Annotated in this window: 21 protein-coding genes; 16 read left to right on the top strand and 5 right to left on the bottom strand. The window is 60.0% G+C overall.

Annotation, left to right across the window (positions count from 1 at the left end):
* Positions 1 to 20: 20 nt before the first annotated feature.
* The 14 genes from bioA (at position 21) to QPJ95_RS01005 (ending at position 13,673) form a co-directional block, all read left to right on the top strand.
* The gene (gene bioA, locus QPJ95_RS01065) at positions 21 to 1,319 is read left to right on the top strand and encodes an adenosylmethionine--8-amino-7-oxononanoate transaminase (protein WP_270918761.1); all 1,299 of its coding nucleotides are present in this window, start codon (positions 21 to 23) and stop codon (positions 1,317 to 1,319) included.
* Positions 1,319 to 1,960, top strand: coding sequence for a pimeloyl-ACP methyl esterase BioG family protein (locus tag QPJ95_RS01060; RefSeq protein WP_270918760.1), 642 nt, complete (start codon positions 1,319 to 1,321; stop codon positions 1,958 to 1,960). The genes bioA and QPJ95_RS01060 overlap by 1 nt, the downstream gene beginning before the upstream one ends.
* Positions 1,957 to 2,748 carry a methyltransferase domain-containing protein gene (locus tag QPJ95_RS01055; RefSeq protein ID WP_270918759.1) on the top strand — a complete coding sequence of 264 codons (792 nt, stop codon included), beginning with the start codon at positions 1,957 to 1,959 and terminating at the stop codon, positions 2,746 to 2,748. Before QPJ95_RS01060 ends, QPJ95_RS01055 begins: the two co-directional genes overlap by 4 nt.
* A gap of 407 nt (positions 2,749 to 3,155) precedes the next feature.
* Positions 3,156 to 4,121, top strand: coding sequence for an ABC transporter substrate-binding protein (locus tag QPJ95_RS01050; protein ID WP_270918758.1), 966 nt, complete (start codon positions 3,156 to 3,158; stop codon positions 4,119 to 4,121).
* A gap of 11 nt (positions 4,122 to 4,132) precedes the next feature.
* Positions 4,133 to 5,185 carry a quaternary amine ABC transporter ATP-binding protein gene (locus QPJ95_RS01045; RefSeq protein WP_270918757.1) on the top strand — a complete coding sequence of 351 codons (1,053 nt, stop codon included), beginning with the start codon at positions 4,133 to 4,135 and terminating at the stop codon, positions 5,183 to 5,185.
* A complete protein-coding gene (locus QPJ95_RS01040; RefSeq protein WP_270918756.1) occupies positions 5,185 to 7,221 on the top strand; it encodes an ABC transporter permease in 2,037 nt (678 codons plus the stop codon). The genes QPJ95_RS01045 and QPJ95_RS01040 overlap by 1 nt, the downstream gene beginning before the upstream one ends.
* A gap of 154 nt (positions 7,222 to 7,375) precedes the next feature.
* Entirely contained in the window at positions 7,376 to 8,041 is a 666-nt protein-coding gene (locus QPJ95_RS01035; RefSeq protein WP_270918755.1) for an NnrU family protein, read from the top strand.
* Positions 8,042 to 8,134: 93 nt separating this feature from the next.
* Positions 8,135 to 8,644 carry a DUF2478 domain-containing protein gene (locus QPJ95_RS01030; RefSeq protein ID WP_270918754.1) on the top strand — a complete coding sequence of 170 codons (510 nt, stop codon included), beginning with the start codon at positions 8,135 to 8,137 and terminating at the stop codon, positions 8,642 to 8,644.
* A gap of 465 nt (positions 8,645 to 9,109) precedes the next feature.
* Positions 9,110 to 9,283 carry a periplasmic nitrate reductase, NapE protein gene (locus QPJ95_RS01025; protein WP_270918753.1) on the top strand — a complete coding sequence of 58 codons (174 nt, stop codon included), beginning with the start codon at positions 9,110 to 9,112 and terminating at the stop codon, positions 9,281 to 9,283.
* Positions 9,284 to 9,288: 5 nt separating this feature from the next.
* Complete coding sequence (gene napF, locus QPJ95_RS24115; RefSeq protein WP_390922946.1) at positions 9,289 to 9,780, top strand: ferredoxin-type protein NapF; 492 nt, start codon at positions 9,289 to 9,291, stop codon at positions 9,778 to 9,780.
* Positions 9,773 to 10,012 (top strand): chaperone NapD, encoded by a 240-nt coding sequence (locus QPJ95_RS01020; protein ID WP_270918752.1) that lies wholly within the window; start codon positions 9,773 to 9,775, stop codon positions 10,010 to 10,012. Before napF ends, QPJ95_RS01020 begins: the two co-directional genes overlap by 8 nt.
* Before the next feature lie 47 nt (positions 10,013 to 10,059).
* Positions 10,060 to 12,564, top strand: a complete 2,505-nt coding sequence (gene napA, locus QPJ95_RS01015) for a nitrate reductase catalytic subunit NapA (protein WP_270918751.1) — start codon at positions 10,060 to 10,062, stop codon at positions 12,562 to 12,564.
* A gap of 3 nt (positions 12,565 to 12,567) precedes the next feature.
* Positions 12,568 to 13,038: a nitrate reductase cytochrome c-type subunit gene (locus QPJ95_RS01010; RefSeq protein ID WP_390922944.1), complete on the top strand. Its 471-nt coding sequence runs from the start codon at positions 12,568 to 12,570 to the stop codon at positions 13,036 to 13,038.
* Positions 13,038 to 13,673 carry a NapC/NirT family cytochrome c gene (locus tag QPJ95_RS01005; RefSeq protein ID WP_270918750.1) on the top strand — a complete coding sequence of 212 codons (636 nt, stop codon included), beginning with the start codon at positions 13,038 to 13,040 and terminating at the stop codon, positions 13,671 to 13,673. The genes QPJ95_RS01010 and QPJ95_RS01005 overlap by 1 nt, the downstream gene beginning before the upstream one ends.
* 65 nt (positions 13,674 to 13,738) lie before the next feature.
* Here QPJ95_RS01005 and QPJ95_RS01000 read toward each other — a convergent pair whose 3' ends face one another.
* Genes QPJ95_RS01000 through ubiT form a run of 5 tightly spaced genes read right to left on the bottom strand, consistent with a single transcriptional unit; the run spans position 13,739 to position 17,981 of the window.
* Positions 13,739 to 14,278, bottom strand: coding sequence for a DUF2478 domain-containing protein (locus tag QPJ95_RS01000; RefSeq protein ID WP_270918749.1), 540 nt, complete (start codon positions 14,276 to 14,278; stop codon positions 13,739 to 13,741).
* A complete protein-coding gene (locus tag QPJ95_RS00995) occupies positions 14,278 to 15,543 on the bottom strand; it encodes an NnrS family protein (RefSeq protein WP_270918748.1) in 1,266 nt (421 codons plus the stop codon). Before QPJ95_RS00995 ends, QPJ95_RS01000 begins: the two co-directional genes overlap by 1 nt.
* The gene (gene ubiV, locus QPJ95_RS00990; RefSeq protein WP_270918747.1) at positions 15,540 to 16,457 is read right to left on the bottom strand and encodes a ubiquinone anaerobic biosynthesis protein UbiV; all 918 of its coding nucleotides are present in this window, start codon (positions 16,455 to 16,457) and stop codon (positions 15,540 to 15,542) included. The genes QPJ95_RS00995 and ubiV overlap by 4 nt, the downstream gene beginning before the upstream one ends.
* 4 nt (positions 16,458 to 16,461) lie before the next feature.
* Complete coding sequence (ubiU, locus tag QPJ95_RS00985) at positions 16,462 to 17,439, bottom strand: ubiquinone anaerobic biosynthesis protein UbiU (protein WP_270918892.1); 978 nt, start codon at positions 17,437 to 17,439, stop codon at positions 16,462 to 16,464.
* Positions 17,439 to 17,981 carry a ubiquinone anaerobic biosynthesis accessory factor UbiT gene (gene ubiT, locus QPJ95_RS00980; RefSeq protein WP_270918746.1) on the bottom strand — a complete coding sequence of 181 codons (543 nt, stop codon included), beginning with the start codon at positions 17,979 to 17,981 and terminating at the stop codon, positions 17,439 to 17,441. Before ubiT ends, ubiU begins: the two co-directional genes overlap by 1 nt.
* A gap of 129 nt (positions 17,982 to 18,110) precedes the next feature.
* On the opposite strand from ubiT, the gene QPJ95_RS00975 reads away from it, so the two are divergent.
* Both QPJ95_RS00975 and QPJ95_RS00970 read left to right on the top strand, forming a co-directional pair.
* Positions 18,111 to 19,619, top strand: a complete 1,509-nt coding sequence (locus QPJ95_RS00975; protein WP_270918891.1) for a UbiD family decarboxylase — start codon at positions 18,111 to 18,113, stop codon at positions 19,617 to 19,619.
* Positions 19,616 to 20,188 carry a UbiX family flavin prenyltransferase gene (locus tag QPJ95_RS00970; RefSeq protein ID WP_270918745.1) on the top strand — a complete coding sequence of 191 codons (573 nt, stop codon included), beginning with the start codon at positions 19,616 to 19,618 and terminating at the stop codon, positions 20,186 to 20,188. The genes QPJ95_RS00975 and QPJ95_RS00970 overlap by 4 nt, the downstream gene beginning before the upstream one ends.
* Positions 20,189 to 20,249: the final 61 nt, after the last annotated feature.

Genomic DNA, 20,249 nt, shown 5'->3' with positions numbered 1-20,249 from the left:
ATCAAAAAGGCGTTACAGCCATGAGTGAAGACAGTCTGACCCAGCTGGAATTCGACCAGCAACACCTCTGGCATCCCTATACCAATGTCACCCAACCGGGACCGACCTTTGTGGTAAGGGAATCTCAAGGTGTTCACCTGACACTGGATGATGGCTGCCAGTTGATCGACGCGATGTCGTCCTGGTGGTGCATGATGCACGGGCACCGTAACCCACGGATCACCCAGGCGATGCACGACCAGCTTGACCGGTTGCCACATGTGATGTTCGGCGGGTTGACCCACGACCCGGCAATCAATCTGGGCCGCAAGCTGCTGGCGATCACCCCAGACAGCCTGAGCCGCATCTTCTATTGCGATAGCGGCTCGGTCTCGGTTGAAGTGGCGTTGAAAATGGCGGTGCAATATCAACACGCTATGGGGTTCGAGGGCCGCTCGCAGTTCGCCACCGTGCGCTCCGGCTATCATGGCGACACCTGGAAAGCGATGAGCGTCTGTGACCCCGACACCGGCATGCATCACCTGTTTCAGGGCGCGCTCAGCGTGCAGCATTTTGTGTCGCGCCCGCCGATCCGCATCACCGAAGACTGGATCGACGATCCGGCCCGCAATGGTCTGGGCGAGCTGCGCGCACTGCTTGAGGCCCACCAGGATCAGATCGCCGGCTTTATTCTGGAACCGGTGGTGCAGGGCACTGGCGGTATGTATTTCTACCACCCGGAATACCTCAATCAGGCCCGCGCGCTGTGTGACGAGCTGGGCATCCTGTTGATATTTGACGAGATCGCCACCGGCTTTGGCCGCACCGGAGCGCTGTTTGCCACTGATCTCTGCACAGTCGAGCCGGATATCATCTGTCTGGGCAAGGGGCTGACTGGCGGCCATATCTCGTTTGCCTGCACCATGACCAATGACCGCGTGGCAGAAGGCATCGGCGGCGGCAATCCCGGTATCTTTATGCATGGTCCCACCTATATGGCCAATCCGCTGGCCTGCGTTGCGGCGCTGGCCTCGATGGAACTGCTGGAGGAGGGTGATTGGCACAGTAATGTTAGCCGGATCGCGGCGCAGATGCGTGTTGAACTGGAGCCCGCCCGCAGCCTGCCAAACGTGGCCGATGTGCGCATTCTGGGCGCCATTGGGGTGATCGAGATGAAGCACCAGGTGTCAGCCGATCAAGCGCATGGGCTGGCCCGCGAGATGGGGGTGTTCCTGCGCCCCTTTGGCAATAATATCTACACCATGCCGCCCTTTATCACCACGCCAGAGCAGCTGACCCAGATCACCGAGGGCATGCTGCGACTGGCGCGAGAGCTGTAATGGACTTCCGCTGGCTGCATAAAGGTCAGGCGCGGCCCGGTGACGGCGGGCGGAATTCGAGTGCTATCGTGGTATTTGGCGGCTGGGCGGTTGGTGCGGATCTGTTTGGCCACCTGACTGGCCCCTATGACGTGCTTTTTGCCAGCGATTACCGCGATCTGGACGCTGATCTGCCGGATCTGTCGGCCTATGAACGGATCAGCCTTGTGGCCTGGTCCTTTGGCGTTGCCTCTTATGCCCATTGGCAACAGGGGCGCAGCGATCCTTTCGGGCGCAAAGTGGCGATAAATGGCACTCTGACCCCGGTGAACCGCGCCACCGGAATACCTCCTGTGACCCTGTCAAAAACCATAGAAACCCTTAGCCCGGACGCCTATCAATTGTTTCTGTCGCGGGTCTTCAATACCTGTCAGCCAAGGGGGGAGATCGACGTGGTGGCGCGCAGGGATGAACTGCGGGCGATTGAGGCACGCGGCGATGCGCCAGATACGGCGTTTGACAGGGTCTGGATCAGCACCGCTGACAAGATCTTTCCGCCGGCCAATCAGACCCGCGCTTGGCCGGAAAACGCGATACGTCAGATCGCCGCCCCCCACGCCCCCTTTGCGGATTTTGCAAGCTGGCAGGAGATCCTGTCATGAGAGACGCCGTGTCGTCCGATCTGAACCAGAACCGGGTGCGGCAAAGCTTTCGCCGCGGGCTGGCCAGCTATCACCAACATGCGCGTGCTCAGGCCGATATTGCCGCTGGTCTGGTGCAGGTCCTGCGGGCGCAGGGCGCGCCTGAGCGGTTCGATAATGTGCTGGAGTTCGGCTGTGGCACCGGCCACCTGACCCGACCTTTGCTGCAGAGTTTCGACATTCACCACCTGACTCTGAATGATCTTGTGGCCGAAGCCGCCCCCGGTTTGGGGGCCCTGACCAAGACCCGCACCGACCGCACTCATTTTACCTTTGGGCCAATTGAGACGGTGCCGCTGCCGTCAGAGCTGGACCTGATCACCTCGGCCTCGACCGTGCAATGGATCAGCGATATGCCTGCGTTGATGGCGCGTCTGTCGGCGCGGCTCAGCCCCGGTGGCTGGTTGGCACTGTCGGGGTTTGGCAGCGCCCAGTTTCACCAGCTGCGCCGTCTGGGATCTTCGGCTGCGGCGCCAAGCTATGTGGATGCGCCGGACTGGTCCGCCTTGCTGCCGCGCGATGTGGAGCTGCTGCATGTGGCGCAAACCCCCATAGTGATGCTGTTTGATGGTGCGATAGATCTGTTGCGCCACCTGCGCAACACTGGCGTCAATGCACAGGCCGAGCAACGCTGGAGCCGGGGCCGGCTGATGGAATTTGAAGACAGCTATCGCAGCCAATTTGGCCACGACGGAAAGCTGCCGCTGACCTATGATCCGGTCTGGATGATCGCCCGTAAATGCGGCTAAGCGGCAAGTCCCGCCCGGATTTTTGAAACAATTCGATGGCCTTGGGTGGCTGTATGGCCCGCAGCGGGTATTGAGTGCCGGAGCTGTCCGGGCCCCCGCTATACCGGTTCTGCAGCCCCAAGAGCGGCCACTGAATGTTCTGATGAAACTTGAATTACTGCATTAAAAGTTGAATGGCCAAACAAAAAATGCCATTACAAGCCGCAGATGCTCGACAAACTGTCGTTATCGGGGCAAATATTGAAGCAAGATCGGTCACTCTAATACTTGGAGGCTCGGATGGACCGGGCTAAGGGAGAGAGACACCCGTCCGGGGCGCGCATTGGCGACCGGCAGCGGATGGTCCAATAAAGACGCCGCCCTTTTTCAAAAAAGGGGCGCTTAACATAAAAACAGGGAGTAGATTTATGACGATTAAAGGATATGCCGCAGCACTTGGCGCCGTTTCATTTGCGGTCACGGCTGGCATGGCCAGCGCCGCTGACATGGGGGCGGTGGACAAGCCAATCCGCCTGGCTGTGAACGAATGGACCGGCCAGCACGTCACCACGCATATTGCCGGTGAGATGCTGCGGGCAGCGGGTTATAAAGTTGAGTTTGTCTCGGCTGGCATGATGAACCAGTTCCAGGCGATTGCTGATGGTGACATCCACGCGACGCTGGAAATCTGGTCTTCGAACGTGTCGGATGACTACGCCAAAAAGATCTCCGAGGGCACCATTGTTGAACTGGGTGATCTGGAACTGAATGCGCGCGAAGGCATTGCCTATCCGGCGCACGTGGGTGAATTGTGCCCGGGCCTGCCCGCATGGGAAGCGCTGAAGGACTGCGCGCCGCTGTTTGCCTCGGCTGAAACCCTGCCCGCTGGCCGTCTGGTCGACTACCCCGCCGATTGGGGCACTCCGGGTGCCGACCGTATCACCGGTCTGGACCTGCCGTTCAAAGCTGTGCCTGCCGGCTCCGAAGCCGCTTTGATTGTTGAACTGCGCGCCTCGTCCGAGCGCAAGACACCGCTACTGGTCACCTTCTGGCAGCCCCATTGGGCGATGTCGGCCTATGACGTGAAATTCGTCGATCTGCCTGCCGGTGAAGATGCTTGTTTCACCGATCCGGCCTGGGGCCCGAACCCCAATGCGATCAACGACTGTGACTTTGCCCCATCGCGCATCTTCAAGGCGGGTTGGTCCGGTCTGGCTGAAACATGGCCCGCCGCCAGCGAAATCCTGTCGAACTATACCCTGGCCGTTGAAGATCAGCAGCCAATGATGGGTGCCGTCGATGTGGACGGTGGCAAGGTCGAAGAAGTGGTTGCAGCCTGGATGGCCGACAACGAGAGCAAATGGCGCTCGGTTGTCGACGCAGCCACCAAATAAGCTGACGAACCGTGAGCGATAAGCCACAGGCCGCCATCACCTGCCAGAATGTCTGGCAGGTGTTTGGTCCCAACGCCGACAGCGCCTTACCCGAGGCGCTGTCGGTACATTCTGAACCCGAAGCCGCCGCAGCCGCGCTGCGTGAAAAAGGGCTGATCCCCGCGGTACAGGACGTCAATTTTGAGGTCACCGAGGGCGAGCTCTTTGTCATCATGGGGCTTTCCGGTTCGGGCAAATCCACCCTGATCCGCTGTATCTCGCATCTGTTGCATGCCACCCACGGCGAGATCCGCATTGACGGTGAAAACATTGTCGAGGCCACCCCGGCGCGGCTGATCGAGCTGCGACGCAACAAGCTGGGCATGGTGTTCCAGCATTTTGGTCTGTTCCCGCATATGAGCGTTGCCGACAATGTGGCCTATCCGCTGCGGGTGCAGGGGATGAAGCGCAAGGCGCGGCTGGAAAAGGCCCAGAAAGTGATCGAACTGGTCGGTCTGGGCGGGCGTGAAAAACACTACCCGCGCGAATTGTCCGGTGGTCAGCGTCAGCGCGTTGGCATTGCCCGCTCCTTGGTGACCGATTGTTCGGTCTGGTTCCTCGACGAACCTTTCTCGGCGCTCGATCCGCTGATCCGGCGGCAGTTGCAGGACGAGTTCCTGCAAATTCAGGCCGAGCTGAAGACCACAATCGTCTTCATCACCCATGATATCAACGAGGCGCTGAAACTGGCCGACCGCATTGCCATCATGCGCGACGGCAAGATTGTGCAGATCGGCACCCCTTCGGATATCGTGCTGAACCCGGTGGACGACTATGTGCGCGAGTTCTCAAAAGATGTGGCCAAGGGGCAGCACGCCCGTTTGACCTCAGTCATGCAGACCGGCGAGGGGCTGGTTTACGGCGCCGATGATCCCGGATTGCGGATTGATATGACACTGGATGCGGCGCTGGCGCGTTGCATGGATCTATATGAACCGGTGCCGGTGCGGGCCAACGACGGCACGCTGCTGGGGGTTGTGAACCCGGCAGATCTGGCAGCAGCCTTGCACGTGGAAGCCGGGTGATGGCGGCTCTGAGCAAGGGAAGCCAGGCAGCACTGGTGGCGTTGATTGTGGGTGCGGTGTGCCTGCTGCTTGAAACCACGCTGCCCTGGTTGGTGATCTTCCCCGAAGCACTGGTGCTGCCCGCAACCGAATGGGTTGGCACTGTCATGGACTGGCTGTTGCAGCTGATAAAGCCAACAGCACGAATGTTTTCGGCGCTGATGTATTATCCGATGGAGGCCACCAATCTGGTGTTGGGCGGGTCTCCTTGGATTTTGGTGATCGCGGTGGTGACGGCCATTGGCTGGATACTGGGCGGCACATCAATGGCGCTGATGGCGGTCGTTGGCCTGGGCTTTGTGCTGGCCTCGGGCTATTGGGTTGAGAGCATGAACACCCTGTCGCTGGTCGCGGTTTCGGTGCCGCTGGCGCTGATTATTGGCGGCGGCATTGGGGTGTTCGCCAATGAATACCCGCGCTTTCGCAAGCCGGTGCAGGCGCTGCTGGATGTGATGCAGACAGTGCCCACCTTTGCCTACCTGACACCGCTGCTGGTGCTGTTTGGCTTTGGCCCGGTGGTGGGGCTGATTGCCAGTGCGATCTATGCCGCTCCGCCGATGGCACGCAATGTGCTGCTGGGGCTGGAACGGGTTGAACCTGACATCAAAGAGGCCGCAATCATGGCTGGGGGCACCCGGTTGCAGCAGCTGTTTCAGGTCGAGATCCCCTCGGCCGCGACGCAGATCCTGGTGGGGGTCAATCAATGCCTGATGGCGGCGCTGTCGATGGTGATCATCGCGGCAGTGATCGGTGGCTTTGATGACATCGGCTGGGAAGTACTGCTGACCATGCGCAAGGCGCAGTTTGGCCCGGCGTTGCTGGCGGGTCTGGTCATCGTGGTGTTTGCGGTGATCATCGACCGGATGAGCGGCACCCTGGCGCAGGATAGTCGCCGTCGCTTTGACCCGCGTGTTGCCTGGGGCATTCTGGGTTTTGGCATTGTTGCCAGTGCTTTGACATGGAACAGCCTGCCGGACCCGTCAGGCTATGCGATGTTTGACGGCGCGGTGGATGCGGTGGACGCGGGGCTGAGCGCCTTTACCACCGCCAATTGGCAATGGCTGGCCGCCGTCAAGAACAACGCGCTGTTCTATGGGCTGCTGCCGCTGCGCATCGGTCTGGATCAGGCGGTGTTGCCGTTCACCTGGGGCTTTCAGTGGACCACGCAGATGAGCCTGGGACTGTTTGCAGCTGGTGCGGTGGTGGGTCTGCTACTGGCGCTGCGCGGGCAGGTGACATGGGGCATCATGACCTTGATCCTTGTCGGCATGCTGGAAACCGGCATCACCAATCTGCCCTGGCCCTTTGTGCTGGTCGGAGCTGCCGCCCTGGGCTGGGTGTCATCGGGGCGCGGGCTGGCGATCCTGTCGGTGGGGTTGCTGTTGACCATCCTGCTGTCCGGTCTGTGGGACCGCGCCATGTTGTCGCTGTACCTTAGCGGCGCGGCGGTGTTTGCCTGTGCGCTGGCTGGTGGCGGCATCGGGCTGCTCTGTGCGGTGTCGCCGCTGGCCTGGAAGATCACCCGGCCGATCTGCGACATGTTGCAGACCATTCCGCTGTTCGTGTTCCTGATCCCGGTGTTGATGGTGTTTCAGATCGGCGAGTTCTCGGCGTTTTTGGCGATCATCGCCTATGCCATCGTGCCGATGATTCGCTACAGCCGTCACGGGCTGACGGAAACCCCGGACGAGATGATCGAGGCAGCGATTGCCTCGGGTGCCACCACCTGGCAGATCCTGCGCGATGTGCGCGGACCCTATGCGGCGCCGACCATCCTGTTGGGGCTGAACCAAACCATCCTCTATGCTTTTGCCATGCTGGTGATTGCGGCGCTGATCGGCACCACCGGTCTGGGCCAGCTGATCTATCTGGCACTGGGGCAGGCGGATGTGGGGCTAGGTATTTCGGCGGGGGCTGCGATGGCGATCCTGGCGCTGATTGCCGACCGCATGGTGCAGGGCTTTGCCGAAGAGCGCCGCCGGGTGCTGGGCCTGTAAGAGCAAAGGGCCGCGCCTGACCTTGGGGAGGCGTAAAGCGCCTTCCCGGGGGGAAGGTCAGGCGCGGCCCAGCCTATCGTCCGGGCAAGTGGTGGTCTTTGTGGCTGTGGTTCGATAAATCCTTCCTGACCATTAATTTGAGCAGGGGTAAAGTATGGCCGATTGGTTTGAATTCATTGCAGCCCTGACTCTGTTCATGCTCAGCCACATGTTCCCGGTGCGACCGCCGATGCGACCCTGGCTGATCGCGCGACTGGGGCTAAGGGGCTATTTCATATCTTATAGTGTGCTGTCGCTGCTGGTGCTGGCTTGGCTGTTCGTCGCGGCGGCGCGCGCACCTTATGTCGCTGTGCTGCCACAGTGGGAGATCCTTCGCTGGGCGCCGCTGCTGGTGATGCCGCTGGCCTGCCTGATCGCGGTGGGCGGCATGATGGGGCAGAACCCGCTCAGCTTTGGCGGCTTGGGGTCAAAACCGTTCGACCCAGAGACCCCCGGTATGCTGGCCGCCAGCCGTCATCCGCTGCTGGTGGCGATGGCACTATGGGCGGGCGCGCATTTGCTGGCCAATGGCGATCTGGCGCATGTGATCCTGTTTGGTCTGTTCGGCGGCTTTGCGGTGCTTGGCATGACCCTGATCGACCGGCGCAAGCAGCGACTGCTGGGGCTGGGCGAGTGGCAGCGGCTGGCGCAGGGCACCGCGCGGCTGAACCTGCTGCGATTGCCACTGTCGCCGCTGCCAATTGGCCTTGCTCTGATTATCTTTGTGGCGCTGATCCTGCTGCATGAACCAGTCATCGGCTATGTGCCGCTGCCCTGGTAAGGTGCAAAATGTCACGGATTGCTGCGACCGCTGGCATTGCCGGGCGATGAGGATTACCATTGCGGAACTGGTTAAAAGAAAAAGAGATATGTGATGCTGCTTGCCTATGTGATGACCCCGGACCGCGGCGCAACGGATCGGCTTCTGAGTGAACTGGCCGATCGACTGCAGGCGCAGGGCACCGCTTTGGCCGGGATCGTGCAGACCAACACCGAATGCCATGATTCTGCGCTGTGCGACATGGACGTGCGGGTGCTGCCCCAGGGCGAGACGATCCGGATTTCCCAGTCGCTGGGCGCGCAGGCACGCGGCTGCCGGCTCGACCCCTCGGCGCTAGAGCTGGCGGTGGCTCAGGTGAGTCGCTCGTTGCAGGGCGAGAGCCTGCCCGAGGTGCTAATCGTCAATAAATTTGGCAAACATGAGGCGGAAGGGCGCGGCATGCGTCCGGTTATCGGCGAGGCGATGGCCTTGGGAGTCCCGGTGATCTCGGGCGTCAACACGCTGAATGTCGAGGCGTTTCAGGAATTTGCCGGCGGGCTGGCCGTGGCTGTCGAGCCCCGAGTCGAGGCAATGCTGGACTGGCTGACACAGGCGCGGCAGTAAGTGCAGTCTGACCCGAGCTGAGGCGCGCTGTTGCAGCGCCTTCTTGCCGCGGCCAGGACCGGTAAGGCTCTTGGCTAAGAGTTGAAATCTTCATATTTCGATTCGCTTGGACCGCCACCAGACCGGCACAGATTACCTAGGTCGTGGTGCGATTCGTCGATGCCCGACCCGGATGAAACGCGGGCGGCGGCGGCGGCGGGCGGCAGGTTTCGGGGTGTGGCGTGAAGGCATGTTTAGATATCGTGAAAATTGCCACGCTGGAACGCCAGGTAAATGCTGGATGACGGATGGGAATATCAGGTCTAGAGCATTTCCATGAGCATTTTCGGAGGCATAGCCGAGATCAGTGCGGGCATTTTAGCGCAGGGCCGGAATGGCGCTTTCACACAGAATTGATTTGGAATATACTCAAAAGGAGCGATCCGCTCAGAAGTAAATACCATTAATCTTGATTGGGAGATTGCCATGGTGACCGATACCATCGAAGCCAAAGTAGGGATTGTCTCGAAATCCGATGAGCGTTGGGCTTTCCTTGTTCTGGCTGTATTTCTAGCCCCCGTTTTGGCGGGTATACTCGTTGGAGGATTTGGCTTTAGTGTCTGGATGCTCCAGCTGGTCTTTGGCCCACCAACGGGCTGAGACTCATGGGCAGGTCAGGATCACAAATGTTATCCAGGCGCGCGCTGTTCTCAGGTAAGCATGGCGCGCTGATCCGCCCACCTTGGACGTCTGAAATATCTATTCGAAATGCATGTACCGGATGTGGCGACTGTGTCGTAGCCTGTCCCGAAGCCATCTTATTCAGCGGTCCGGCCAACACGCCGGTTGTGTCGTTTGAAAATGGCGAATGCACCTTTTGCAAAGCCTGCGTTGAAGCCTGCACAGAGCCGGTCTTTGACCTTGGCGAACCGGCCTGGACTATTCGGGCTGAAATTTCAGACTCCTGTATCTTGAAACTGGGGATAAGTTGCCGACTTTGCACTGATATTTGTGAAACCGAAGCATTGGTTTTTGATCTATCTCAACGCCCGGTTGGAGCTGTCTCTGTAAATCAAGAATTATGCAACGGATGTGGCGCCTGCGTGGCGGCTTGCACATTCTCAGCGATATCGATCACGGAGCCTCAACATGACTGAAGTTGTACATATTTCCAGCCTATTGCTGAGGGCCGATCCGCAGAAATTTGAGCAGATTCTGGCGGAGATCGCGAAGATCGAACTGGCCGAGGTGCCAATGACCGATCCCAGCGGCAAAATCATCGTTACGTTGGAGACCGAAAATCAAAGCAACATAGTTGAGGCACTGACCCAACTACAGCTATTGGACGGAGTCGTTAGCGCGTCTCTCGTTTACCACCAAACAGATTGATATGCCGATCCGGGTTTCGGCCCGTGGCAGACTAATTGGAGAGTAAAATGACCAAACTGACAAGACGGGACGTCATTAAGGCGCAGGCCGTTGCTGCTGCGGCGGCTGCGGCTGGGTTGCCCTTATCTGCCGAGGCGCAGAACTTAGTGACAGATTCATCCATCACTGACCTGAAATGGTCCAAGGCGGCCTGTCGTTTCTGCGGCACCGGCTGTTCGATCATGGTTGCCACCAAGGCGGGCCGGGTCGTGGCAACGCATGGCGATGCCGAGGCCGAAGTGAACCGCGGTCTGAACTGCGTCAAAGGCTATTTCCTGTCGAAAATCATGTATGGCAAAGACCGCCTGACCCAGCCATTGCTGCGCAAGACAGATGGCGTTTATGACAAAGAAGGCGATTTCACCCCTGTCTCATGGGATGAAGCCTTTGATATCATGGCGGAAAAGTGGAAAGCCACGCTGAAGGAAAAGGGCCCGACCGGCATCGGCATGTTCGGCTCTGGTCAGTGGACCGTCTGGGAGGGCTATGCGGCCTCCAAACTGATGAAGGCGGGCTTTCGCTCGAACAATCTGGACCCCAACGCCCGTCACTGCATGGCATCCGCTGTGGGTGGTTTCATGCGCACATTTGGCATCGACGAGCCGATGGGCTGCTATGATGATTTTGAACATGCTGATGCCTTCTTCCTCTGGGGCTCGAACATGGCAGAAATGCACCCGATCCTGTGGACCCGGATTGCAGACCGCAAGTTCTCGAACCCGCATGTAAAAGTTGGTGTGCTGTCGACCTACAAGCATCGCAGCTTTGACCTGGCCGACATTCCGATGATCTTCACCCCCCAGACCGATCTGGTGATGTTGAACTTTATCGCCAATTACATCATCGAAAATGGCGCGGTGAACCAGGATTTCGTGTCCAAGCACGTCAACTTCAGGCGCGGCAATCAGGACATCGGTTATGGCCTGCGTCCCGAGCACCCGCTGGAGCAGGCGGCTGAGAACAACGACAAAGCCGGTGGCTCTACTCCTATGACGTTTGAGGAATTCGCGGAATTCGTCAAACCTTATACGGTGGAATACGCGTCGGAAATGTCCGGTGTTCCAGAAAACCGTCTGTTGGAAATGGCTCAGATGTATGCCGACCCCGACATCAAGATCATGTCGCTGTGGACCATGGGCGTGAACCAGCACACCCGCGGTGTCTGGGTCAACAACATGCTGTATAACGTGCACCTGTTGACCGGAAAGATCTCGACCCCCGGCAACTCGCCGTTCTCGCTGACCGGTCAGCCGTCGGCCTGTGGCACTGCCCGTGAGGTCGGCACCTTCTCGCACCGCCTGCCAGCCGACCTGGTTGTGGCTAACCCAAAACACCGCGCCTTTGCCGAAAAGATCTGGAAACTGCCTGACGGCACCATTCCGGCGAAACCCGGTGCCCATGCCGTCCTGCAGAACCGTCACCTGAAAGATGGCAAGATCAACTGCTACTGGGTGCAGGTGAACAACAACATGCAGGCCGCGCCCAACATGATGGAAGAGACCCTTCCGGGCTATCGCAACCCGGACAACTTTATCGTGGTCTCCGATGCCTACCCAACTGTCACTTGCGAAGCTGCGGATCTGATCCTGCCAACTGCAATGTGGGTGGAAAAAGAAGGCGCCTATGGCAACGCCGAACGCCGCACTCAGTTCTGGCACCAGCTGGTAGATGCCCCGGGTGAATCGAAATCCGACCTGTGGCAACTGGTTGAATTCTCGAAACGCTTTAAGATCGAAGACGTTTGGGACGCCGAACTTCTGGATGCAAATCCAGAGTACAAGGGCAAGACCATGTATGACGTTCTCTATGCCAACGGTCAGGTTGATGCCTATCCGCTGGAGCAGACCTCGGACGAGTATGAGAACCACGAGTCGAAAGATTTCGGCTTCTACATCCAGAAGGGCCTGTTTGAGGAATATGCGGCCTTTGGACGGGGTCACGGCCACGATCTGGCACCGTTTGATCGCTATCACGAAGAACGTGGTTTGCGCTGGCCTGTTGTGGACGGCAAAGAAACCCGCTGGCGGTTCAAAGAGGGGTCTGACCCCTATGTGACACCCGGGGCGGATTATGAGTTCTATGGCAAGCCGGATGGCAAAGCCGTGATCTTTGCGCTGCCGTTCGAACCCGCAGCAGAAAGCCCGGATGAGGAATATCCGTTCTGGCTGTCGACTGGTCGGGTGCTGGAGCATTGGCACTCGGGCTCGATGACCCAACGGGTGCCCGAGCTGCACTCGGCTGTGCCAGATGCGCTGTGCTACATGCACCCGGATGACGCCAAGGCAAAAGGCCTGCGTCGCGGCAGTGCGGTGCGGGTCATTTCGCGCCGCGGTGAGATCAACCTTCGGATCGAAACACGGGGTCGCAACAAGCCGCCAAAAGGACTGGTCTTTGTGCCTTGGTTCGATGCTGCCAAGCTGATCAACAAGGTCACGCTTGACGCCACCGACCCGATTTCCAAACAAACCGACTATAAGAAATGTGCGGTTAAAATCGTACCGATGGGAGCGTGAGCCATGATCAAGATACATGCTATAGCCACCGCCTTGGTCTTTGCCCTTGCAGGGGCTGCATTTGCACAGGAGACCGTCGCAACACTGCGCGCGGGCACGCCTTTGGCAGAGCAGGGAGACCTGCCGCAGATTGCAAAGAGGTTGAATACTGACCTGCGTCAGGTTCGTAACTACCCCGAGCAACCGCCGCTGATCCCGCATAAGATTGACGGCTATCAGATTGATATCAACGTCAACAAATGCCTGCAGTGCCACAGCCGTGCGGCGGTTGGTGACAGTCAGGCACCGATGGTGTCGATCACCCACTTTATGAACCGGGACAACCAGTTCCTGGCATCGGTCACGCCGCGCCGGTATTTCTGTACCCAGTGCCACGTGCCTCGGTCTGATGCACCGGATCTGGTCGAGAACACATTTGTCGATGTGGATCAGGTTCTTGACTATGTGGCCGGCGCCAAGTCGGGGGATAACTGATGCTGGGCTTTGCCAAACGGATTTTATCGGCCATTCGCCGACCAAGCGTCCACTACAGCCTTGGCTTTCTGACCATGGGCGGTTTTGTCATGGGGATCATTTTCTGGGGCGGATTCAACACCGCCCTAGAGGTCACCAACACCGAAGCCTTTTGCACCAGTTGCCATGAAATGAGCGACAACGTGTATGAAGAGCTGAAACCGACGATCCACTACTCGAACCGGTCGGGGGTGCGGGCAACCTGTCCCGACTGTCACGTGCCGCATGAGTGGACCAGTAAGGTGGCGCGCAAGATGCAGGCCTCGAAAGAGGTCTGGGGTGCGCTGTTCGGAACCATCAACACGCGGGAGAAATTTCTCGATCACCGTCTGCGGCTGGCGCAAAACGAATGGACCCGGCTGGAGGCAAACAACTCGTTGGAATGCCGCAACTGTCACTCGGAAGAATCGATGGACATTACCCGGCAAAGCACGCGGGCCGCAGAGGCGCATGAACGGTTCCTGTTCACCGGCGAGAAGACCTGTATCAATTGCCACAAGGGCATCGCCCATGAACTGCCAAATATGGGCCAGGCGAGCCTGACAGGCGGTCACTCCTCGCCGCAGGCTCTGACCGAATATCTGGCACCAGATTAAACTGGCGACCAGAATGATATTGATAAGGGCGGCCTGACAGGGCGGCCCTTATTTTTTGTCCCGCCTTACCCGGTGGCGGCGGGTGATCTGGTCTGGTGTCCCGAGATCGCGGACAACACCCAGTCTAGGATCGCCTGCTCATTGTCCGCCAGCGGCACCGCAAGACCACCTGCAAAGCTTTCAAACGCCTCGATACTGGCGCCGCCTACGCCGACCAGAACCGGCACGCCAGCCTCCAGCGCGCTGCCAATCACATTGCAAAAGCCACGCCCTGCGGCCTCTTCGGGGCCAAATTTGTTGAGCATAAACAGATCAGGGCCATCCATCGACCCGGTTTCAACCCGTGTCACCGCCTCGGTTATTGCCGAAGGGTCCAGTCGGCAGGCATCAGACCCCGCCCCCAGATTCTGCGTGATCTTGATTTCCGGGCCCTCGGGCAGCACCCGGACCTTCATGTCGCAGCCATTTTCAAAGCTGCTTTGGTAGTTTGAGACCTTGACGATGCCGGCAAGGGACTTGCCCTGCGCCTGTAGTTGGGCGGCGATTTCCGACAGCAGGCGATCGGTTTCGCCCCGTGTCTGCGATGTTACATATGCGATCTGCATCAAATACTCTTTTCTGTCAGAAGGTGAGGGGGATCAGCGGGCGGGTGCTTTTTGCCGCTCAGCACTGGCCGGATGACGGGACCAGTCAGGGCAGGGCGAAACCCGGCAATAAAGACCGCCCATCCAAGGCACCAGAGCCCGGCGGCGCCCAGCAAGATGGAGGAGTTCTGTTGCGCAAACACCGGTGCCGCCAGCCGGACCCATGTGGCAGCCCAAACCAGTAAGGAACCCAGCACAAAACCGGCGCTGGCCCGCATGTCGCCGCTGATGTGATGACAGGCAGCACGACCGGCGATGGCCATGATCAACCCGGACATCGCGCCGATTGTCAGAATATGAATTGCATCTGCCATGGGATAGAGCTGCGGCGCAAACCACAGGGCTCCGATTGAGGCCAAGCCGATAGGCAACCAGGCAAAGGCCAGATGCTGCGCCGCCAGCAGCGGGTTGGTCAGCGCCGGTATCGTTCTCCAGCCGTACATCATCCACAACATGGCAATGGCGGCGCAAATCATTGCAACACTGGCGACGCCCCGCAGTCCGGCCAGCATGGCGATGAGAGCCAGCGCCAGCGCGCCCTGTGCGATCTGGCGGGGCAGCTGGGGGGCGTTGATCCTTGGGTCGCGGGGATTGGTGCGATCCAGCCAGTTGTTGGTGAAGGCGGCAATGGCCCGGCTGCCAATGATCGTCATCCCCAGGGCAAAGCCCAGCACCACGGTGCGGAGGATGGTCAGGGCGGCCTCGGGCTGGCCACTTAAGGCCGCCGTCATAAACAGCGCATCCGCGCCGCCCAGAAGCAGGACCGCTAGGCCAAAGCCGGCCTTTTGGTAGTCGCCGCAAGACAGGGTCTGATAGAGCAGCATCGCGGCAAGCCACAGGGGATAGCTGAGATTGAGGCAAAGCTGCAGGGCAACTGGTATGTGATCGGCCAAACCACTGGTCAGCCGGGCCAGCAGCCAACAGCCCAGCAAGAGTTTTAGCGGTGCCCCCTGTATTGGCGGCAGGCCGGTCCAGCTGGGCAGGGCGGTCAGCAGGTAGCCACCAACTGCGGCACCGGCAAAGCCAAAGATCAGCTCGTGGGCGTGCCACAGCACCACAGGTTCAAACCCCGGCGCGGGCAATCCAAATGCCACACCCAGGGGCCACCAGGCCACGGTTGTAAACGCGCAGAGGAAAGAGGCCAGAAACAAGGGCCGGTGCGGGGCCTGCCAGAAATGGGCAAAGGCCGCTGTCAGTCTTGGCGTCTTTCCCGGCGGCTGCGTCATGACCCCTGGTAGGCAGGCGGTTGTTTTCCGGACCAATCGACGCCCCGTTTTCCGGACAGGAAACCGTCGGACAGGCGGATATTGCTGTCGATGCCGCAGATTGCATCGGCGACCTCCGCGCCGCTGAGTTTGCCGTCCAGCAACTGGTGGTATTGATCGCAAATCTGCGTGAACCCCTTGGATTGCGGTGACAGGCGCAGCGCTGAAACCCCGGCGCGGGTCAGAGCGTCAATCTGGTGGGCCGCACTGGCATAGGTGTCGGACAGGGTTTGCACCCCGTTCATCGCCAGAAACGGTTGGCCCTCTAGGGTGCGGACATCCAGACCGTCGGGGTCATCCTCGCAGGCGAATTGGCAATTGTCCTTGGTGCGTTTGTGCAAGCGGGCGTGATAACACCGCCCCGAGATCGCCAGCGGCAGCCGACCGTGGCCCCAGACCTCGATCGCGACGCCCAGATCGGCGCCGACCTTTGCCAGAGTCGCAACCGAGGTCAGCGGCAGTTCCGGCGGCAGACAGATGCGGGTCGCGCCCTTGGAGGCCAGCCATGCCAGGGTGCCTTCGTTGTAGGTATTGACCAGCGGACCAACGGAGATCGGAGTGCCTTCGGGCAAATGGGGCAGGGCGGTCAGGTCGTTGACCTCGATCTCGACGCCCATTTCGGCCAGTGCAGCGGTTTGCTTGCGCTCGCGCTTCAGCGTCACCAGTGCCAGACTGGTCAGGGCAACCTCCTTGCCCGCGTCAATCAGGGTTGAGATGGCATCGGGAATGCGCTCCTGAAAGAACGGCAGGCGTTTGGAACAGACCAGCTCTCCCAGCACCACACGATCCACCTTTGATGCGGCCAGATCGTCATAAAACTCAGTCCAGCGATCGGCTGACCAAAAGAACTGATTTGGTCCGACTGTCAGATCCATTTGGTTATCTCCACGTCTTTTTATAAGCGCCGGTTGTCATCGCCTGGCCTTCGGACAGGCGCGCCAGCATACCTTCGGGCATCGGCTGGCCTGCCTCTAGCGCATCCACTGCGGCGCGAAAGTTGCGCACGACCTGCGCCACATAGGACCGGGACCGCTGGCGGCCCTCGATCTTGAGCGCGGTGACACCGGCCTTTTGCAACTGAGGGATCAACTGCTCGGCATTCAGGCTGACCGGATCCTCAAACAGGTGCCCGGTCTGGTCCTGGGCGCTAAAGCAGCCCTTGCACAGGGTTGGGTAGGGGGCGGGCTCGTCTTTTTCAACGCGGTGGATGGTGTAACCACCCAGACGGGCATCCAGCACGCCGTTGTCATCAAGGTATTCCACATGGCTGGCGGGCGAGCAGACGCCGTTCATATTGGGCGACAATCCGGTGGCGTATGAGGACAGCGAACAGCGACCCTCGGCCATGACACAGAGGCCGCCAAAGACGAACACCTCGGTTTCCACCTCGGTTTCGGCATTGATCGCGGCGATTTCGGGAACCGACAGAACCCGAGGCAGCACCACGCGTTTCACGTCAAAAGTTTTTGCGTAATAGTTGATGATATCGGCATTGGCGGCGGCCGCCTGAACCGACAGGTGGCGGCGTAGCCCCGGATGGTTGCGCGCCGCATAGTCCAGCAGCCCCGGATCCGCCAGGATCACCGCATCGGCGCCGCAGGATTCGGCATCCGCCACGGCGCGATGCCACAGGGCCTCATCGCCCGCACGGGGGAAGGTGTTGATCGCAATCAGCACCTGCGAGCCGCGCTCATGGGCAAAGGCAATGCCGTCGCGCATCTCACCCCGGTCAAAGTTCAAACCGGGAAAGTTGCGGGCGTTTGTTTCGTCGTTGAAGCCACAATAAATCGTATGGGCCCCCGCCTTGACGGCGGCCCGCAGCGAGGCCGGGGTGCCCGCTGGGCAAACAATTTCCATTACCATGCTTCGGCCTCGTCTGGTCGTGTCAGGCAGACGCCGGTGCGTCGCTCTGCAAATGCGATTAAGTGTTGCAGCGGCCGCGCCAGAGGGCCGGTGATCGAGGCGATTTCCTGTGCCAGGTCCAGTTCCGCGTCATCGACAGCGTTGCGCAGGGCCAGCGCCGCGCCGGTGTCGCCCTCGACCACCAGATCACGGGAAAAGAACAGCGCGTCGCCATCATAGGCACCGTGAACCAGCCCGATCAGCGCGGCAAACGGCCCGGATATCCGCGCCGCGCCTTCGCCCCTGCCACGCAGCAAGGTGACACGCGGCACACCGCCGTTGGGGTCAAGACAGATCACAAAGGGCAGGTCAGTCGGGTCCAGAATAAACCGTGTGTGGTCAAACTCCCCCAGGCGACGGAACAACCCGGGGTGGGTCTTGGCGATTTTCCGACTATAGGCGGTCAGCGACAGAGACAGCGGTGCCAGCGGCATCACCTTGAGGGCGCGCGCAAGAACTGGCGGAAACAGCGGGATCGAGGCCTGAGGTTGGGGCAAGTGAGACTCCTGTTGTCTCGGTTGTTTGGGATCTTTTATGGGTTTAGATGTTTCAAGAAATTGATGTGTGTCAATATCCTGAAACATTTTAAATGGTAGGGGCTGTAAACGTCAATCTGGAGCAGTCCCATTCGCAGTTTGCCCTCATTTCCCAGTCTTCGCAGCTTTCTTGAGTGGTGCGCCGAGACGGATCAGTTTCAGCGGGTGGCGGATCCGGTGTCGGTGATCCACCAGATGACTGCCGTGCACCGCAACGTCTTGGAGCGACAGGGGCCGGTGTTGCAGTTTGACCAGCCGCTGCTGCCGGGCGGCGCGCCGTCGGACGTGCCGGTGGTGGTCAATCTGTTTGGCACCACGGCCCGCGTGGCGGCCGGGTTGGGGGTAACGCTGGAGGGTCTGGATGATCTGGGGGCGTTTCTGGCGGCGCTCAGATCGCCGACGCCACCTGACGGCATGCGCGACGCGCTGTCGCGCTGGCCGATGTTAAAGGCAGCGCTGGCGACACGTCCCAAGATCCTTCGATCCGCCCCGGTCCAAAGTGTTGTGCTGGAAAGCGACGACGTGGATCTTTGCGCGCTGCCGATCCAGACCCATTGGCCCGGCGATGCGGGGCCGCTGATCACCTGGCCGGTGGTGGTGACCCGCCCCTTTGACTCCGAGGCCGCAGATGTCAGCCGTTACAATGCCGGTGTCTACCGGGCGCAGGTTCTGGACCACAACCGATTGATCATGCGCTGGCTACCCCATCGCGGTGGCGCTGCACATCACCAAAGCTGGGCAAAACAGGGTGAAAAGACCCCGGTGGCCATAATCCTGGGCGCTGACCCGGCGACGCTGCTTTCATCTGCGCTGCCATTGCCTGAATCAGTGTCCGAGCTGACTTTTGCCGGTGCGTTGAACAATGCGCGCCCACGTCTGGTACCGGCCAAAACGGTTCCGCTGATGGTGCCCGCCGATGCGGAGATCGTGCTGGAGGGCTGGGTGTCGCCCAACGAGACCGCGCCGGAAGGGCCGTTTGGCGATCACACGGGATATTACAACCGGGCTGAACCGTTCCCGGTGATGGAGGTGAGCGCAATCACCCACCGCAAAGATCCGCTGTATCTGTCCACCTATACCGGTCGCCCACCGGATGAACCGGCGATCATTGGTGAGGTGTTCAACCGGCTGGCGCTGCCGACGATCCGGGCGCAGATCCCAGAGGTTCACGATCTGTGGCTGCCGCCTGCTGCCTGTTCGTACCGCATGGCCGTGGTCGCCATTAACAAACGCTATCCGGGGCAGGCGCGTCGTGTCATGATGGCGCTGTGGGGGATGCTGCCGCAATTCAGTTACACCAAGATGATTGTGGTTGTAGACACAGATATCGACCCAAAAAACTGGGAGGACATCGCCTGGGCGCTGGCCACCCGGATGGACCCGGTGCGCGATGTGATGTTGATCGAGAACACGCCGATGGACTATCTCGACTTCGCCTCGCCTCAGCCCGGTCTGGCCGGTAAAATGGGCATAGATGCCACGATAAAAATCGACAGCGAAACATCCAGAGACTGGGGTGAGGTTATGAAAACATCCGACAAGGACGCGGATTTTGCCGCCGATCTGGTGGCGCGCCTGATGTCGGGCACCGGATCATGAGTGCGCCGCGTGTTGTGCTGGGGGTGGCCGGCGCCTCGGGGGCGGCGCTGGGGCTGTCGGTTGCCCGGCAACTCTGTGCCATGGGCGCAGAAATTGATCTGGTCACCAGCACCGCTGCCGAACGTACCCTAGCCGAAGAATGCGGCCCGGAGGCCTTTGAGACCCTGAAGGCGCTGGCAACACGGGTGCACCCGCTCGGCGATATCGGCGCCAGTATTGCCTCGGGTTCGGTTCCGGTTGCGGGGATGATCGTCGCCCCTTGTTCAATGCGCTCGCTGGCCGCGATTGCCCATGGGTTGGATGATAATCTGCTGACCCGTTCGGCTGGCGTTCAACTGAAAGAGCGGCGCCGTCTGATTCTGCTGACCCGCGAGGCGCCGCTGACCCTGGCGCATCTGCGAAACATGACCGCCGCAACCGAATTGGGCGCCATTATCCTGCCGCCGGTGCCGGCCTTTTATCTGAGGCCCAAAAATGTGGCAGAGATTGTCGATCAGATTTCAGCCCGCGCCATCGACATGCTGAATATTACCAACCCCATTGCCCGGCAGTGGGGGCCTTCTGACTGAGCTGTGGTCAACGGCCTGAAAATTCCGGCACCGCCCTGAGCCTCCCCCCTTCGAATTGGCC

The organism is Parasedimentitalea psychrophila, from assembly GCF_030285785.1.
Lineage (GTDB): Bacteria > Pseudomonadota > Alphaproteobacteria > Rhodobacterales > Rhodobacteraceae > Parasedimentitalea > Parasedimentitalea psychrophila.
This window is presented reverse-complemented; position numbering and strand designations above follow the sequence as displayed.